Consider the following 15,844-nt stretch of genomic DNA (forward strand, 5'->3'; position numbering starts at 1 on the left):
TGCCACGTGGGACGGTTCCTCTCCTGCGGACGGGTCGGCGGGTCGGTCTGCGGATGGTTCGACGGCCGGATCGGCGGGTGCGGGGCGCGGCGCACGGTCACAGCCCCAGCAGGGTCCGGGCCTCGCCGACCACGGTGATCGAGCCGGTGACGAGCACGGCGCCGTCGAACTCCGGGCGGGCCGCCGCGTCCTGCACGGCCTGCGCCACGGCGTCGTCGAGCTGGGCCGAGGCGTGCACCACGTCCTCGGGGAAGCCGAGGTCCACGGCGAGCTCCGCGAGCTCCTGCGGGTCGATCGCCCGGGGCGAGGAGGACCGGGTGAACCAGAACTCCGTGTTGTACTCCTCGTACTCGTCCAGCAGGACCCGCAGCATCTCCTCGGCGTCCTTCTCCTGGAGCACACCCACCACCAGGTTGAGCTTCCCGAAGGTGAAGGCCTCCTTGAGGGCGGTGGCCGCGGCCGTGAGCCCGTGCGGGTTGTGGGCCGCGTCGAGGACCACCGGCGGGGCCTTCCGGACCAGCTCGAGGCGGCCCGGGGACTCCACGGCGCCCAGACCCGTGCGCACCAGCTCGGGGGTGAGCTCCTTCTCGCCCCCGCCCAGGAACGCCTCCACGGCGGCCACGGCCGTCGCGGCGTTCTCCGCCTGGTGGACGCCGAACAGCGGCAGCAGCACCTCGGGGTAGCGCCCGGCCAGGCCCTGCAGGACGAGGACCTGCCCGCCGACGGCCGTGGCGCGGGACTCCACGCCGAACTCGACGCCGCCGAAGCGGAACGGGACCCCCAGCTCGCGGGCCCGCGCGAGGAGCACCCCGGCGGCCTCGGGGTCCTGCGGGGCGGAGACGAGGAAGCCGTGCGGCTTGACGATCCCGGCCTTCTCCGTGGCGATGGCCTCCAGCGTGTCGCCGAGCATGTCGGTGTGGTCGAGGCCGATCGGGGTGACCACGGAGACCACGGCGTCGGCCACGTTCGTCGCGTCCCAGGAGCCGCCGATGCCCACCTCCAGCACGACGACGTCGACCGGTGCATCCGCGAACACCGCGAACGCGAGCGCGGTGACCGTCTCGAAGTAGCTGAGCCGGGGTTCGCCGCGCTCGGCCAGCTCGGCGTCGACGAACGCGAGGTACGGGGCGATCTCCCCGTAGACCCGCACGAAGGCCTCGTCGTCGACCGGCGCGCCGTCCACGCTGATCCGCTCGGTGACCCGGGTCAGGTGTGGGCTCGTGTAGCGGCCCACGCGCAGGTCGTGGGCCAGGAGCAGGGCCTCGATCATCCGGGCGGTCGAGGTCTTGCCGTTGGTGCCGGTCAGGTGGATCACCGGGGCGGCCCGCTGCGGCTCGCCGAGCACCTCCATGGCCCGGCGCATCGCGTCCAGGCGGGGGGCCATCTTGTTCTCGGGGGCGCGGTCGAGCAGCCGGGCGTAGACCTCCTCGACCGTGCCGGCGTCGCCGGCCTCCGCGAACGGGGCGCTCATGCCTGCACCGTCCCGGCGCCGGTCGCCGCGGCGGGGGCCGCGCCGAGGACGGCCACGGCCACCGACGGCTCGCCCACCCGCAGCTCGAGCTCGGTGGCCAGCGTCTCGCCGGCCACCAGCTCGCGGTGGGCCTCCAGGGCCGCGACCGTGCGCTCGTCGGCGGTGACGACGGCGCGGATCCGGTCGGAGACCCGGAGGTCGGCGTCCTTGCGGGCCTGCTGGATCGCCCGCACCATGTCCCGGGCGGTGCCCTCGGCCTCGAGCTCGGGGGTGAGCTCGGTGTCCAGGACGAGGAAGCCGCCGCCGGGCAGGACGGTCACGGCGCGGGAGCCGGCCGCGGCGTCGTCGGCCACGACCGTCTCCAGCTCGTACTCGCCCGCCTGCAGCACCGTCCCGCCGGCGGTCACGGTGCCGTCCTCCGCGGTGGACCAGTCCCCGGACTTCGCCGCCCGGATCACGGTCTGCACGCCCTTGCCCAGGCGCGGTCCCGCCGCCCGGGCGTTGACCTTGAGCTGCTGGGAGATGCCGAACTGCTCGGCGGAGGCCTCGGCGGCGTCGAGCAGGGTCACCGACCGCAGGTTGAGCTCGTCCGCGACGATGTGCTCGAAGGTGCCCGCGAGCTCGTTGCCGCCGGGGACGACGACGGTCATCCCGGCCAGCGGCTGGCGCACGCGCAGCTTGTGGGCCTTGCGCAGGGCCGAGCCGGCCGAGCAGATGCCGCGGGTGGTCTCCATCCGCCGCACCAGCTCGGGCTCGGCCGGGAACAGCGACGCGTCCGGCCAGTCGGTCAGGTGCACGGAGCGCCCGGCGGTGAGCCCGCGCCAGATCTCCTCCGTGACCAGCGGCAGCAGCGGGGCGGCCACGCGGCAGACGGCCTCCAGACAGGTGTGCAGGACGTCGAACGCCACGGTGTCCTCGTCGAAGAACCGGTCCCGAGAGCGGCGCACGTACCAGTTGGTCAGCGTGTCCATGTAGGCGCGCAGGTGCTCGGCGGCCCCGGAGACGTCGTAGCGGTCGAAGGCCTCCTGGACGTCCGTCACCAGCCGGCCGGTGGCCGCGAGCACGAAGCGGTCCATGACGTTGCCGGACTCGTGGCGGGTCCGGGCCTCGTACCCGGCGCTGCCGTTCGCGGCGTTCGTGTACAGGCCGAAGAAGTGGTACACGTTCCACAGCGGCAGCATCATCTGCCGCACGCCGTCGCGGATGCCCTGCTCGGTGACGACCAGGTTCCCGCCGCGCAGGATCGGGCTGGACATCAGGAACCAGCGCATCGCGTCCGCGCCGTCCCGGTCCAGGACCTCGTTGACGTCGGGGTAGTTGCGCAGGGACTTGGACATCTTCTGCCCGTCCGAGCCCAGCACGATGCCGTGGCTGATGACGTTGCGGAACGCGGGCCGGTCGAACAGCGCGGTGGCCAGGATGTGCAGGGTGTAGAACCAGCCGCGGGTCTGGCCGATGTACTCCACGATGAAGTCGCCCGGGTTGTGGGTCCCGAACCACTCCCGGTTCTCCATCGGGTAGTGCACCTGCGCGTAGGGCATGGACCCCGAGTCGAACCAGACGTCCAGGACCTCGGGCACGCGGCGCATGGTGGAGCGGCCCGTGGGGTCGTCCGGGTTGGGGCGGGTCAGCTCGTCGATCCACGGCCGGTGCAGGTCCACCTCGCCGCGGTCGTTGCGGGGCAGCCGGCCGAAGTCGGCCTCCAGCTCCGCGAGCGAGCCGTAGACGTCGCGGCGCGGGTGCTCGGGGTCGTCGGACTCCCAGACCGGGATGGGCGAGCCCCAGTAGCGGTTGCGGGAGATCGACCAGTCGCGGGCGTTCTCGAGCCACTTGCCGAACTGGCCGTCCTTGACGTTGCCCGGGATCCAGTTGATCTGCTGGTTGAGCTCGACCATCCGCTCCTTGATCCGGGTGACCTCCACGAACCAGGAGGTCACGGCCCGGTAGATCAGCGGGTTGCGGCAGCGCCAGCAGTGCGGGTACGGGTGCTCGTAGGTGGCCTGGCGCACCAGCCGGCCCTGGGCCTTGAGGTCGCGGACCACCGTGCGGGCCACGTCCTTGTCGAAGACGTTGCGCCCGGCGATCCCGGCCAGGGGCGCGCCCGCGGCGAGGCGGTCGTCCTCGAAGAGCCGGTAGAAGACCCCGGACTCGTCGAGGGAGAGCACCACGGGGATGTCGTAGCGGGCGCAGACGTTCTGGTCGTCCTCGCCGTAGGCGGGCGCCTGGTGGACCAGCCCGGTGCCGTCGGTCGTGGTGACGTAGTCCGCGACGACGAACTGCCAGGACGTGGCCGTGCCGAAGCGCTCGGCGTCGGCGAAGTAGTCCCACAGCCGCTGGTAGCGCAGCCCCTCGAGGTCCGCGCCGCGGTGGCGGGCGGTCACGGCGGCGGCCGCGGCCGCGGCGGGGTCCTCCTCGTCGCCGTAGCCGAGGTCCTTGGCGTAGGCGCCCAGCAGCTCCTCCGCGACGAGGAAGCGGCGGCCCGCGAGCCCCCCGGCGCCGGGGACCACCGCGTAGACGATCTCCGGGCCCACGGCGATCGCCTGGTTGGTCGGCAGCGTCCAGGGCGTGGTGGTCCAGGCGAGGGCCTCGACGCCGGCCAGCTCCGCGACGAGCTCCGGCCGGACCGCCCACGAGGCGTCGTCGAGCACGGGGAAGGTGACGGTGACGGTCTGGTCCTGGCGGTCCTTGTAGACGTCGTCGTCCATCCGCAGCTCGTGGTTGGACAGCGGCGTCTCGTCCTTCCAGCAGTAGGGCAGGACCCGGTAGCCGGAGTAGACGAGGCCCTTGTCGTCGAGCGCCTTGAACGCCGCGATCACGGACTCCATGTAGTCCGGGTTGAGGGTCTTGTAGTCGTTGTCGAAGTCCACCCAGCGGGCCTGACGGGTCACGTAGTCCTGCCACTCGGAGGCGTACTGCATCACCGAGGAGCGGCAGGCGTCGTTGAACGCCGCGACGCCCATCCGCTCGATCTCCTGCTTGTCGGCCATGCCCAGCTGCTTCATGGCCTCCAGCTCGGCGGGCAGCCCGTGGGTGTCCCAGCCGAAGCGTCGCTCCACCCGGCGGCCCTGCTGCGTCTGGTAGCGGGCCACGAGGTCCTTGACGTAGCCGGTGAGCAGGTGGCCGTAGTGCGGCAGGCCGTTGGCGAAGGGCGGGCCGTCGTAGAACACGAACTCGTTGGAGCCGTCCCGGCCGGGGTCGCGCTGGTCCACGCTGGCCTGGAACGTGCGGTCCTGCGCCCAGTAGGCGAGGACCCGCTCCTCGACGGCCGGGAACGCCGGGGCCGCGGGCACGCCGCGGGCGGCGGGGTCGGTGGTCGCCTTGGGGTAGACGGGCTGGTCTGACACGGGGTCCATCCTCGTTCTGACGTCGGTGCTGCTCGTGCGGGTCAGGGAGCAAGGACGCTGCCGGCCGGTCGCCCGGGGCGGAACGCGGTACCACCTCGCTTGCGGTCCGCTCCCCGGAGGGGGCGGGCCGCCGCTCGTTGACTGCTGTGACGGGCTTACCCGTTCGGTTCTACTGGGGACCCGGGGGTCCTGTTCTTCCGAAGGCTCCCCGGTGATGGCCGGATCGACGCCGTGATGACTGCCCCCATCTTAACCCACGGGGCCGACGGCGCGGGCGCCCGCCCCGGGCCCACCATGGCGGCCGCGGCGCTCGTGAGAGACTGGTCGGCATGGCTGACAACACGCAGGGCACAGACACGCCCGCACCGAAGACCGTGACCGTACCCGACAAGCCCGCGCTGGAGGGCCTGGAGCAGACGTACTCCCGGAAGTGGCGCGAGGAGGGCACCTTCGCGTTCGACGAGGACACGACCCGCGAGCAGGTCTACTCGATCGACACCCCCCCGCCGACCGCCTCCGGCTCCCTCCACGTCGGCCACATGTTCTCCTACACGCAGACGGACGTGATCGCCCGCTTCCAGCGGATGACCGGCAAGAACGTCTTCTACCCGCTGGGCTGGGACGACAACGGCCTGCCCACCGAGCGCCGCGTGCAGAACTACTACGGCGTGCGCTGCGAGCCCACCCGGCCCTACGTCGAGGGCTACCGCCCGCCGGAGAAGCCCGCGAAGAACCAGCGGGACTGGGACGTGGTCTCCCGCAAGAACTTCATCGAGCTGTGCGAGGAGCTGGCGGTCGAGGACGAGAAGGTCTTCGAGCACCTCTTCTCCACGCTGGGCCTGTCCGTGGACTGGACCCGCACCTACCGCACCATCGACGACCGCTCCCGGGCGGTCTCCCAGCGCGCGTTCCTCGAGGACCTGGCGGCCGGCAACGCCTACATGGCCGAGGCCCCCACCCTGTGGGACGTCACCTTCCGCACGGCCGTCGCCCAGGCCGAGCTCGAGGACCGGGAGCGCGAGGGCTCCTACCACCGGGTGGCCTTCCACCGCCCCGACGGCGGGACGGTCCACATCGAGACCACCCGTCCCGAGCTGCTCCCGGCGTGCGTGGCCCTCGTGGCCCACCCGGACGACGAGCGCTACCAGCCGCTGTTCGGCACCACCGTGCGCTCCCCCCTGTTCGACGTCGAGGTCGAGGTCCGGGCGCACCCGCTGGCCAAGCCGGACAAGGGCTCCGGGATCGCGATGATCTGCACCTTCGGCGACCTCACCGACGTCACCTGGTGGCGGGAGCTGGACCTGCCGACCCGCGCGCTGATCGGCCGCGACGGCCGCTTCGCGAGCGAGACCCCGGAGTGGATCGCCGCGGGCGCCCCGGCCGAGCGCTACGCCGAGGTCGCCGGCAAGACCGTGTTCTCCGCCCAGCAGGCCGTCGTGGAGATGCTCCGCGCCTCCGGCGACCTCGCGGGCGAGCCGCGGAAGGTCATGCACCCGGTGAACTTCTACGAGAAGGGCGACAAGCCCCTCGAGGTCGTCACCTCCCGCCAGTGGTACATCCGCAACGGCGGCCGCGACGCCGACCGGCGCGAGGCGCTGCTCGGGCGCGGGCGCGAGATGGACTGGCACCCCTCGTTCATGCGCTCGCGGTACGAGAACTGGATCGAGGGCCTCAACGGCGACTGGCTGATCTCCCGCCAGCGCTTCTTCGGGGTCCCGTTCCCGGTCTGGTACCGGCTCGACGGCGACGGCAACCCGGACTACGACGCGCCGGTGCTGCCCGCCCACGACCAGCTGCCGGTGGACCCGGCCGCCGACCCCGCCCCCGGCTTCGACGAGTCCCAGCGGGACCGGCCGCACGGCTTCACCGGCGACCCGGACGTGCTTGACACCTGGGCCACGTCCTCGCTGACGCCCCAGATCGCCACCGGCTGGGGGTTCGACGAGCGGCTGCACGCCAACACCTTCCCGATGGACCTGCGGCCCCAGGGCCACGACATCATCCGCACCTGGCTCTTCTCCACGGTCGTGCGCTCCGAGTCGCTGGCCGGCACCGTGCCCTGGACGAACACCGCGCTCTCCGGGTGGATCCTCGACCCGGACCGCAAGAAGATGTCCAAGTCCAAGGGCAACGTGGTGGTCCCCACCGAGGTGCTCGAGAACTACGGGGCTGACGCGGTGCGCTACTGGGCCGCCTCCGCCCGCCTGGGCGCGGACACCGCCTACGACGAGGGGCAGATGAAGATCGGCCGCCGGCTGGCGATCAAGCTGCTCAACGCCTCGAAGTTCGTCCTCGCCCAGGGCGTCACCGAGGCCTCGGTGCTCGGCGCCGGGGCGTCCACCGACGTCGTCACCGACGCCCTGGACCGGGCGCTGCTCGCCCAGCTCGCGACCGTCGTGGAGCGCGCCACGCAGGCCTTCGCCGACTACGAGTACGCCCGGGCGCTGCAGCTCACCGAGCAGTTCTTCTGGACGTTCACCGACGACTACGTCGAGCTCGTCAAGGACCGCGCCTACGGCGCCCGCGGCGAGGCCGCGCAGGCGTCCGTGCACGCCGCCCTCGCCACGACCCTCGACGCCCTGCTGCGGCTGTTCGCCCCGGTCCTGCCCTTCGCCACGGACGAGGTGTGGTCGTGGTGGCGCTCCGGCTCCGTCCACCGTGCGGCGTGGCCCACGGTGGAGGGCTACGCCGACGCCGTGACCGGCGCCGACCCGGAGATCCTCACGACCGTGGGCGAGGCGCTGTCCGGGCTGCGCAAGGCGAAGTCCGAGGCGAAGGTCAAGCAGCGCACCGCGGTGCGCTCGGCGACCATCACCGCGCCCGCCGAGGACGTCGCCCGGCTCGAGGCGGGCCTGGGCGACCTCCGGGCCGCGGGCAACGCCGAGGAGCTCACCCTCGTGGCCGCCGAGGAGGGCATGAGCGTGCGCGACGTCGAGCTGGCCCCCGCCGAGGAGCCCGCCCGCTAGCCGTCCGCGGAGACCAGGAGGGCCCGGCCGCAGCTGCGGCCGGGCCCTCCTGGTCTCCGGTGCTCCGGATCCGTCCGGGACGGGTCAGGAGAAGTCGGGGCCCTTCTCCCGGCCCCGCTTGAGCTCGTAGAAGCCCGGGTAGGAGGCCAGGGCCAGGGCCCCGTCCCAGACCCGCGCGGCGTCCTCGCCCTTCGGCGCGGGGGTGAACACGGGGCCGAAGAAGCCGACCCCGTTGACCGCGATGCAGGGGGTCCCGATGTCCTGGCCGGCGACCGCCTGCGCGGCCTCGGTGGAGGCCCGCAGCGCGTCGTCGAGCTCGGCGGAGTCCTTGGCCGCCGCGAGCTCCGCGGGCAGGCCGACCTCCTCGAGCGACTCGGTGATGATCTGCTCCAGGTCCTCCACCCCACCGGGGTGGCGACGGGTGCCCATGGCGTCGTAGAGCTTCTTGCGGTACTCGTCGCCGTGGGCGCGCGCCGCGGCCTCGACCACGCGCACGAGCCACATCGACTCCTCGTGGCCGTGGTGGTGGTTGTCCACGTTGTCCTCGTTCAGGATGCCGAGGGAGATGATCCGCCACGTCACCTCGACGTCGCGGCGGGACTCCACCTCCTCCATCCAGCGGGAGGTCATCCAGGCCCAGGGGCACAGGGGATCGAACCAGAAATCGACCTTGTCCGTCATCAGCTTCCTCTCCTCGCGGATGCGCCCGCCGGGAATGGCGGGCGCCTCACGGGGTACAAGCCACGGCTCAGGCCGTTTTGTTCCGGTTCTGCTCCTCGCGGATCATCTCGTGCGTGATGATCTCCGGTTCGGCCTGCTTGGCCACGGCCTCGGCGGTGACGAGCACGGCGGCGATGTCGTCGCGGCTGGGCAGCTCGAACATCACCGGCTGCAGGACGTCCTCGAGGATGGCGCGCAGACCGCGCGCGCCGGTGCCGCGCTGGATCGCGAGCTCCGCGACGGCCTCCAGGGCCTCCGGGTCGAAGGTCAGCTCGACGCCGTCGAGCTGGAACATCTTCCGGTACTGCTTCACCAGGGCGTTGCGCGGTTCCGTGAGGATCCGGGTGAGGTCCGGGACGGTCAGCTCGCGCAGCGTGGTCACCACGGGCAGGCGTCCGATGAGCTCGGGGATCAGGCCGAACTTCAGGAGGTCCTCCGGCATGACGTCGGCCATCACGTCGCCGCGCGGGCCGCTCTCGCGGAGGGCGGCGCCGAAGCCGATGCTGGTGTGACCGGCACGGGAGTCCACGATGTCCTCGAGGCCGGCGAAGGCGCCGGCCACGACGAACAGCACGTTCGTCGTGTCGATCTGGATGAACTCCTGCTGCGGGTGCTTGCGCCCGCCCTGCGGCGGCACGGAGGCCACGGTGCCCTCGAGGATCTTCAGCAGCGCCTGCTGCACGCCTTCCCCCGAGACGTCGCGGGTGATCGAGGGGTTCTCGGACTTGCGTGAGATCTTGTCGATCTCGTCGATGTAGATGATGCCCGTCTCGGCCCGCTTGACGTCGTAGTCGGCGGCCTGGATCAGCTTGAGCAGGATGTTCTCGACGTCCTCGCCGACGTAGCCGGCCTCGGTCAGCGAGGTGGCGTCGGCGACGGCGAACGGGACGTCGAGGCGGCGGGCCAGCGACTGCGCGAGGTAGGTCTTGCCGGAGCCGGTGGGCCCCACGAGCAGGATGTTGGACTTGGCGATCTCCACGTCCTCGTCACCGCCCGCGGTGGCCAGGGACAGGGGCTTGCCGTTCTCGCCGGCCCGGACCCGCTTGTAGTGGTTGTACACCGCCACGGACAGGGCGCGCTTGGCGGTCTCCTGCCCGATCACGTACTGGTGCAGGTGCTGGTAGATCTCGTGGGGGGTGGGCAGCTCCTGCTGCTCGAGGTCCTTGACCTCGCTCAGCTCCTCCTCGATGATCTCGTTGCACAGCTCGATGCACTCGTCGCAGATGTAGACGCGTGGGCCCGCGATGAGCTTGCGGACCTGCTTCTGGCTCTTGCCGCAGAAGGAGCACTTGAGCAGATCCGCGGTCTCGCCGATGCGCGCCATGAATCAGTCCTCTGGTCGGGTACGGGGATCCAGGTCCAGGATAGGCGAGGACCGGGCGGCGCCCCAACACCGGGACGCCCCGGTGCGCCGCGACCGGTCGGGTCGTGGCGCACCGGGGTCCGGCGGGGCGTGCCGCCGCGCGTCAGACCGTGACGGTCGCGGGCTTGTGGATCTTGCGGGACTCCAGGACGTGGTCCACGATCCCGTAGTCCCTTGCCGCCGCCGCGGTGAGGATCTTGTCGCGCTCGATGTCGCGGTTGACCTCCTCGGCGGTCTTGCCGGAGTGCAGGGCCAGGGTCTCCTCGAGCCACTCGCGCATGCGCATGATCTCGTTGGCCTGGATCTCGATGTCGGAGGCCTGCCCGCCGCCCTGGCCGGACATCGCCGGCTGGTGGATCAGCACGCGGGCGTTCGGCAGGGCCAGTCGCTTGCCCGGGGTGCCGCCGGCCAGCAGCACGGCCGCCGCGGACGCCGCCTGCCCGAGGCAGACCGTCTGGACCTCCGGGCGGATGAACTGCATGGTGTCGTAGATCGCGGTCATCGCGGTGAACGAGCCACCCGGGGAGTTGATGTACATCGTGATGTCCCGGTCGGCGTCCTGCGCCTCGAGCACCAGCAGCTGGGCCATGACGTCGTCCGCCGAGGCGTCGTCGACCTGCACGCCCAGGAAGATGATCCGGTCCTCGAAGAGCTTGGTGTAGGGGTTCTGCCGCCGGTACCCGTAGGGGGTGCGCTCCTCGAAGTCGGGGAGCACGTAGCGGCTGGTGGGCAGGGCGGCCGCGGAACCGGCCGTGGACGAAGGTCCGTAGGTGTAGGTCATCGTTGAGATCCTCGAGAGTCTGGAGTGCTTGCCTGGTCGTGGGACGGGACCGCCGAGGTCCTACTCCTGGTCCTTCATGGTGCCGCCGCCGCCGGTCATGGACCCGGCCGAGCTGGCGATGCGGTCGAAGAAGCCGTAGTCCAGGGCCCGCTGGGCGTCGAACCAGTTGTCCCGGTCGTTGTCGCGGAGGATGGTCTCCAGGGTCTGGCCGGTCTGCTCGGCGGTGAGCTCCGCCAGGCGCTGCTTCATCGAGAGGATGAGCTCGGCCTGCACCCGGATGTCCGAGGCGGTGCCGCCCATGCCGCCGGAGGGCTGGTGCATGAGGATCCGGGCGTTGGGGGTCGCGTAGCGCTTGCCCTTGGTGCCGGAGGAGAGCAGGAACTGGCCCATCGACGCCGCCAGACCGGTGGCCACGGTCACGACGTCGTTCGGGATGAGCTGCATGGTGTCGTAGATCGCCATGCCCGCCGTGACGGAGCCGCCCGGGGAGTTGATGTACAGGAAGATGTCGGCCTGCGGGTCCTCGGCGGAGAGCAGCAGCATCTGCGAGCAGATGAGGTTCGCGTTGTCGTCGCGGACCTCGGAGCCCAGCCAGATGATGCGCTCCTTGAGCAGCCGGTTGTAGACGTAGTCGTCCTGGCCGCCCTGGGGGCCGCCGCCCTGCAGGCGCGGGCCGGTGGAGGTTGCGTGGTGCGAGCCGAACGGCGACTCGTGAGCGGAGGTCATGGAACGGTGCCTCTTTCGTCCGTGTGGTCCGGTGATCTGAACAGAACACTAGTGCCCGCTCCGGACCGGCACGGGCGCACCCCGGGGTTGTTCGCTGATGGCGCATGGTGGCCGCCGACCGGTCCGCCGACCGGTCCGCCGACGGCGAAGGCGCCGCCGCTCCGGGAGGAACGACGGCGCCTTCGGCCAGGGCTCAGGAACTCACTTGACGGAGTCCGCGGAGTCCTCCGACTCGGCCGGCTCCGGGGACTCGGCCGCGTCCGCCGACTCCTCGTCGGTGCCGGGGGTCGGGGCCGCGGTGGTCTCCTCGGGGGCGATCTCCTCGCCGGCCGGCTCCTCGCCCTGCGGGCGCACGAACTCGGAGAGGTCCACCGGGTTGCCCTCGGTGTCGGTGACCGTCGCGTACTCCAGGACCTTGGCCAGCGCCTTGCGGCGGCGCACCTCGCCCACCATCAGCCCGGCCTGCCCGGAGGAGTCCAGCAGCTGCGCGAACTGGTTCGGGTCCATGCCGTACTGCTGGGACATGTTGACGATGTAGTCGATCAGCTCGGACTGCTCGACGCCGACCTCCTCGGCCTCCGCGACCGCGTCCAGCACGATCTCGTTGCGGAAGGCGTCCTCGGCGTTCTTCTGGACCTCGGCCCGGTGCTCCGGGGAGTCGTGGTCCGCCTCGGCCTGCGGGTTGTCGAAGTGCTGGGCGATCTGCTCGTCGATCACGGCCTGCGGCACGGGGATCTCGACCAGCGCGAGCAGCTTCTCCAGGACCTTGTCGCGGGCCTCGATGCCCTGCTCGACGACGGTGCCCTCTGCGGCCTGCTTCTTCAGGTCCTCCTTGAGCTCCTCGATGGTGTCGAACTCGGAGGCCAGCTGGGCGAACTCGTCGTCGGCCTCGGGCAGCTCGCGCTCCTTCACGGCGGTGACCTTGACCTTGACGGTCGCCTGCGCGCCGCTGTACTCGCCGCCGGCGAGCGTGGTCTCGAAGGTGGCGTCCTCGTCCGCGGACAGACCGGTGACGGCCTCGTCCATGCCCTCGAGCATGGTGCCGGCGCCCACCTGGTAGGACAGGTCGTTGGCGGAGTCGACCTCCTGACCGTCGACCAGGGCCTGCAGGTCGAGGGTGACGAAGTCGCCCTCGGCGGCCGGGCGGTCCACGGCCTTGAGGGTGCCGAAGCGCCCGCGCAGCTCGTCGAGGGCCTCCTGCTCGTCCTCGGCGGAGGCCTGGCGGGCTTCCACCTCGACCTCGAGGCCCTTGTAGTCGGGCAGCTCGATCTCGGGGCGCACGGCCACGTCGATCTCGACCTTGGTGTCGGCCTCGCGGTTCGACTCGTCCGGCTTGGCTACCACCTCGACCTGCGGCTGCGTCAGGGGCGTGATCTCGTTCTCGGCCAGGGCCTGCTGGAAGAAGGTGTTCAGACCCTCGTTGAGCGCGTTCTCGACGACGAAGTCGAAGCCCACGCGCTGCTCGATCAGCCGGGACGGGACCTTGCCGCGGCGGAAGCCGGGGACCTGGATCTGGTTCGCGAGAGACTTGTAGGTCTCGTCGATGAACGGCTTGAGTTCCGCGAACGGGACGTCCACGACGATCTTGACCTGGGTCGGGTTGAGTTTCTCGACGGCGCTCTTCACTTCCGCTGCACTCCTGAGTGGTAGGTCGGGTGGGTGTTCTGGGGCCGTTCTCCGGCCCGGGACAGTCGGAGAGGCGGCCGCCCGGCGGGGCCGGGCAGCCGCTCCAACGTCGGGGCGACAGGACTCGAACCTGCGATCTCCTGCTCCCAAAGCAGGCGCGCTAGCCACTACGCTACGCCCCGGTACCTGCAGCCTCGGCTGCAACGACTGCGGTCCGTGCTCGGGCACGGACCACCGGCGAGTCTACCGGCTGGGCGGACGGGCCCGCACCTCGGCCCGCCGGGGACCGTGTCCGGCGTCTTCCGCGGGCCGGACGACCGGACCGGTGCGGCCCGGGATTTGACACCGCGCGCGCCGGGCCGGTTAATGGAAAGGCCCGTGACGCACGGGCGCCGGGGATGTAGCTCAATGGTAGAGCCTCAGTCTTCCAAACTGATTACGCGGGTTCGATTCCCGTCATCCCCTCCGCACACCCGTTCGCCCCGGTCCCTCGGACCGGGGCGTTCGTCGTTGCCGGGGCGGAGCGGCACAGCGCCGGGGCGCGGCGCGGCTCAGCGGACCAGGCCGGCGACCCGCCAGAACCGGCCGTGGCAGGCGTGGACGGGACGCAGCCCGCGGGCGCGCAGCACCTCGAGCATGGCCTCGGGCGGGTGCGCGTAGTTGCGGAAGGAGCTGCCGATCACCCGGTAGAACCCGTTGACCAGGGCGAGGAGCGCGCGACTCACCGGGGTCCGGGGCGGGAAGCTGAACACCAGGACCCGCCCGGCGTGGTCGGCGGCCGCCGCGAGCAGCCGCGCGTGGTCGGGGTAGCAGCACACGACCCGGTGCAGGACGACCACGTCGTGGACCGCCACGGCCCCGGGGTCGGCGGCGATGTCGAGCTGCCGGCGCACGGTGCGCCCGCCCGTCCCGGCCGCCGCGGCGAGCGCGGCGGCCTCGGCCTCGTAGGAGTCCACCAGCTCCAGGTTGGTCGTGCGGGCGGCGCCGCGGCGCAGCAGCTCCAGCTGGAGCTCCCCCACGCCGCCGCCGATCTCGAGCACGCTGGCCCCCTCGAGCCCCTGGGCGTCGAGGACCGCGAGGACGCGACGGGTGGCCCGGTCCGGGCCGCGCCGGCGGTACCGCGCGGCGAGCCCGCGGGCCAGCCGGGGCCCGAACACGCTCGTGTAGCTCGCGGAACCGCAGCAGCCGGACATGGCACGAGGATAACCCCGGGCGGGGCCCCGGACCCCGGGACAGCGCGCGGGGCGGTCACCGCCGGTCGGACCGGGGGGTCGGCACCGCCGGGCACGCACGGCCCGCTCGGCGACCGGGCCGACGACCCGTCGGCACCGGCCGCGGCGGGCGGGGGCAGCCGGTACGGCGCCGCGGGGCGGGTCCTCGGCTCAGGCCTGGCAGGCGGGGCACCAGTACAGCCCGCGGCCCGCCAGCTCGGCGGCGGCCACCGGGCTCCCGCACCGTCGGCACGGGAGCCCGGCGCGCTGGTAGACGTAGTGCGCGTGCTCGGGCCACGCCGCGGTCTCGTCCACCCCGGGGCGGTCGGCGGGGTCGGTGGTGACGATCCGGCCGAGCCGGGCGCCGGTGCGCATCAGGGCCACGTTCTCGGCCCACAGCTCCTGCAGGGCGGGCTCCCCCAGCGCCCGGCCGGGCAGCAGGGGGTCGAGCCGGCGCCGGAACAGCGACTCGGCCCGGAAGATGTTGCCCACCCCCGCCAGCACGGCCTGGTCCATCAGCAGGGCGCCCACCGGGCGGCGGCTGCGCCGCACGGCGGCCACGAACGGCGCGGGGTCGGCGCCGGGGTCCAGCGGGTCGGGGCCCAGCCGGGCCCGGGCGGCCTCGGCCTCCGCGCGGGTCTCGAGCACGCACAGCGTGGGCCCGCGCAGGTCGGCCCACCCCTCGTCGCCGACCAGGCGCACGCGCACGGCCCCCACCGGCGCGGGCGGGCGCAGCGGGCCGGTGGGAGCGGCGCCGTCGTCGCCGGCCTCCCGCTCCCCGATCCGCCGCGGGGCGCCGATCGAGGAGGCGCCGCGGAACCGCTCCGTGCCGCCGAAGCTCCACGCCCCGTAGAGGCCGAGGTGCGAGCGCAGCACCCGGTCACCGGCGAAGTCGAGGAACAGCTGCTTGCCGTGTGCGCGGGCGCCTTCGAGGACGGCACTGTCCAGCGCCGCCGCGCCCTCCGCGAACCGGCCCTGCGGGGAGCTCACGGACAGGGCCTGGCCCACGAAGCAGTCGGCGAACTGGCGGGCGAGGCGGTGGACCGAGTGGCCCTCCGGCACTCAGGCCTCCCGGGCGGCGGGGAACTCGCGCGGGCGCACCTCGTCGAGCCGGCCCGCGACGGTGTCCGTGGCCTCGTACTCGGCGATCTGGCCGATGCGCCGCGCGTGGCGCTCGTCGCCGGAGAAGGGCTCCGCGAGGAAGGCCTTGACGATCTCGAGGGCCTCCTCCTTCGGGTGCTGGCGCCCGCCGACGGCCACGACCTGGGCGTCGTTGTGCTGGCGGGCGAGCCGGGCGGTGTCCAGGTTCCAGGCGAGGGCGGCGCGGATGCCGCGGACCTTGTTGGCGGCCATCTGCTCCCCGTTGCCCGACCCGCCCAGGACGATGCCCAGGGAGTCCAGGCCCGTGTCCCGGTCCTCCCGGACGGCGCGCGCGGCGCTGATGCAGAAGGCGGGGTAGTCGTCGAGGGCGTCGTACTCGGCGGGGCCGTGGTCGACGAGGTCGTAGCCGGCGGCGACGAGCTCCTCGACCAGGTAGCGGGAGAGCTCCAGACCGGCGTGGTCGGTGGCGATGTGGACGCGCATGGGCGGCGTGCTCCTGGGATTCGCGGGAACGGGGCGGGATCGTGCCGGCCGT

The 15,844-nt window shown here is 72.4% G+C and carries 11 protein-coding genes and 2 tRNA genes; 2 read left to right on the plus strand and 11 right to left on the minus strand.

The annotated features are described in order from the left end of the window. Window positions 1-97 precede the first annotated feature (97 nt). Together RE027_RS00425 and ileS are read right to left on the minus strand one after the other, a co-directional pair. The gene (locus RE027_RS00425; protein ID WP_368806265.1) at window positions 98-1,471 is read right to left on the minus strand and encodes a bifunctional folylpolyglutamate synthase/dihydrofolate synthase; all 1,374 of its coding nucleotides are present in this window, start codon (window positions 1,469-1,471) and stop codon (window positions 98-100) included. After that, complete coding sequence (ileS, locus tag RE027_RS00430) at window positions 1,468-4,815, minus strand: isoleucine--tRNA ligase (RefSeq protein ID WP_368806266.1); 3,348 nt, start codon at window positions 4,813-4,815, stop codon at window positions 1,468-1,470. The genes RE027_RS00425 and ileS overlap by 4 nt, the downstream gene beginning before the upstream one ends. Before the next feature lie 329 nt (window positions 4,816-5,144). On the opposite strand from ileS, the gene valS reads away from it, so the two are divergent. Further along, complete coding sequence (gene valS, locus RE027_RS00435) at window positions 5,145-7,781, plus strand: valine--tRNA ligase (RefSeq protein WP_368806267.1); 2,637 nt, start codon at window positions 5,145-5,147, stop codon at window positions 7,779-7,781. Between the two features lie 84 nt (window positions 7,782-7,865). Here the strand turns inward: valS and RE027_RS00440 are convergent, their stop codons facing one another. From RE027_RS00440 to RE027_RS00465, 6 genes are all read right to left on the minus strand, one after another. Further along, entirely contained in the window at window positions 7,866-8,462 is a 597-nt protein-coding gene (locus RE027_RS00440) for a mycothiol-dependent nitroreductase Rv2466c family protein (RefSeq protein WP_368806268.1), read from the minus strand. A gap of 67 nt (window positions 8,463-8,529) precedes the next feature. Next, on the minus strand, window positions 8,530-9,825 hold the full coding sequence (gene clpX / locus RE027_RS00445) for an ATP-dependent Clp protease ATP-binding subunit ClpX (protein ID WP_368806269.1): 1,296 nt from the start codon (window positions 9,823-9,825) through the stop codon (window positions 8,530-8,532). Window positions 9,826-9,967: 142 nt separating this feature from the next. Further along, on the minus strand, window positions 9,968-10,645 hold the full coding sequence (locus tag RE027_RS00450; protein WP_368806270.1) for an ATP-dependent Clp protease proteolytic subunit: 678 nt from the start codon (window positions 10,643-10,645) through the stop codon (window positions 9,968-9,970). A gap of 60 nt (window positions 10,646-10,705) precedes the next feature. Next, window positions 10,706-11,371 (minus strand): ATP-dependent Clp protease proteolytic subunit, encoded by a 666-nt coding sequence (locus RE027_RS00455; protein WP_368806271.1) that lies wholly within the window; start codon window positions 11,369-11,371, stop codon window positions 10,706-10,708. A 201-nt stretch (window positions 11,372-11,572) separates the two neighbouring features. After that, the gene (tig, locus tag RE027_RS00460) at window positions 11,573-12,997 is read right to left on the minus strand and encodes a trigger factor (RefSeq protein WP_368806272.1); all 1,425 of its coding nucleotides are present in this window, start codon (window positions 12,995-12,997) and stop codon (window positions 11,573-11,575) included. 109 nt (window positions 12,998-13,106) lie between these two features. Further along, window positions 13,107-13,179: transfer RNA gene (locus RE027_RS00465), tRNA-Pro, on the minus strand. Between the two features lie 212 nt (window positions 13,180-13,391). On the opposite strand from RE027_RS00465, the gene RE027_RS00470 reads away from it, so the two are divergent. Beyond that, window positions 13,392-13,462: transfer RNA gene (locus RE027_RS00470), tRNA-Gly, on the plus strand. Between the two features lie 86 nt (window positions 13,463-13,548). On the opposite strand, the gene RE027_RS00475 is transcribed toward RE027_RS00470, so the two are convergent. From RE027_RS00475 to RE027_RS00485, 3 genes are all read right to left on the minus strand, one after another. Beyond that, window positions 13,549-14,190 (minus strand): class I SAM-dependent methyltransferase, encoded by a 642-nt coding sequence (locus RE027_RS00475; protein ID WP_368806273.1) that lies wholly within the window; start codon window positions 14,188-14,190, stop codon window positions 13,549-13,551. 189 nt (window positions 14,191-14,379) lie between these two features. Beyond that, window positions 14,380-15,270: an Fpg/Nei family DNA glycosylase gene (locus tag RE027_RS00480; RefSeq protein ID WP_368806274.1), complete on the minus strand. Its 891-nt coding sequence runs from the start codon at window positions 15,268-15,270 to the stop codon at window positions 14,380-14,382. Beyond that, window positions 15,271-15,792 (minus strand): ribose-5-phosphate isomerase, encoded by a 522-nt coding sequence (locus tag RE027_RS00485; RefSeq protein WP_368806275.1) that lies wholly within the window; start codon window positions 15,790-15,792, stop codon window positions 15,271-15,273. It abuts the gene before it with no gap. Window positions 15,793-15,844 lie beyond the last annotated feature (52 nt).

The organism is Kocuria sabuli, from assembly GCF_040981185.1.
In the GTDB taxonomy this organism is placed as follows: Bacteria; Actinomycetota; Actinomycetes; order Actinomycetales; family Micrococcaceae; genus Kocuria; species Kocuria sabuli.

Excerpts from the sequence above, each read along its gene's own strand:
- RE027_RS00455 (WP_368806271.1), bottom strand. The coding sequence starts at position 11,371 with ATGACCTCCGCTCACGAGTCGCCGTTCGGCTCGCACCACGCAACCTCC.
- RE027_RS00475 (WP_368806273.1), bottom strand. The coding sequence starts at position 14,190 with ATGTCCGGCTGCTGCGGTTCCGCGAGCTACACGAGCGTGTTCGGGCCC.
- RE027_RS00440 (WP_368806268.1), bottom strand. The coding sequence starts at position 8,462 with ATGACGGACAAGGTCGATTTCTGGTTCGATCCCCTGTGCCCCTGGGCC.
- RE027_RS00485 (WP_368806275.1), bottom strand. The coding sequence starts at position 15,792 with ATGCGCGTCCACATCGCCACCGACCACGCCGGTCTGGAGCTCTCCCGC.
- valS (WP_368806267.1), top strand. The coding sequence starts at position 5,145 with ATGGCTGACAACACGCAGGGCACAGACACGCCCGCACCGAAGACCGTG.
- clpX (WP_368806269.1), bottom strand. The coding sequence starts at position 9,825 with ATGGCGCGCATCGGCGAGACCGCGGATCTGCTCAAGTGCTCCTTCTGC.
- RE027_RS00425 (WP_368806265.1), bottom strand. The coding sequence starts at position 1,471 with ATGAGCGCCCCGTTCGCGGAGGCCGGCGACGCCGGCACGGTCGAGGAG.
- RE027_RS00450 (WP_368806270.1), bottom strand. The coding sequence starts at position 10,645 with ATGACCTACACCTACGGACCTTCGTCCACGGCCGGTTCCGCGGCCGCC.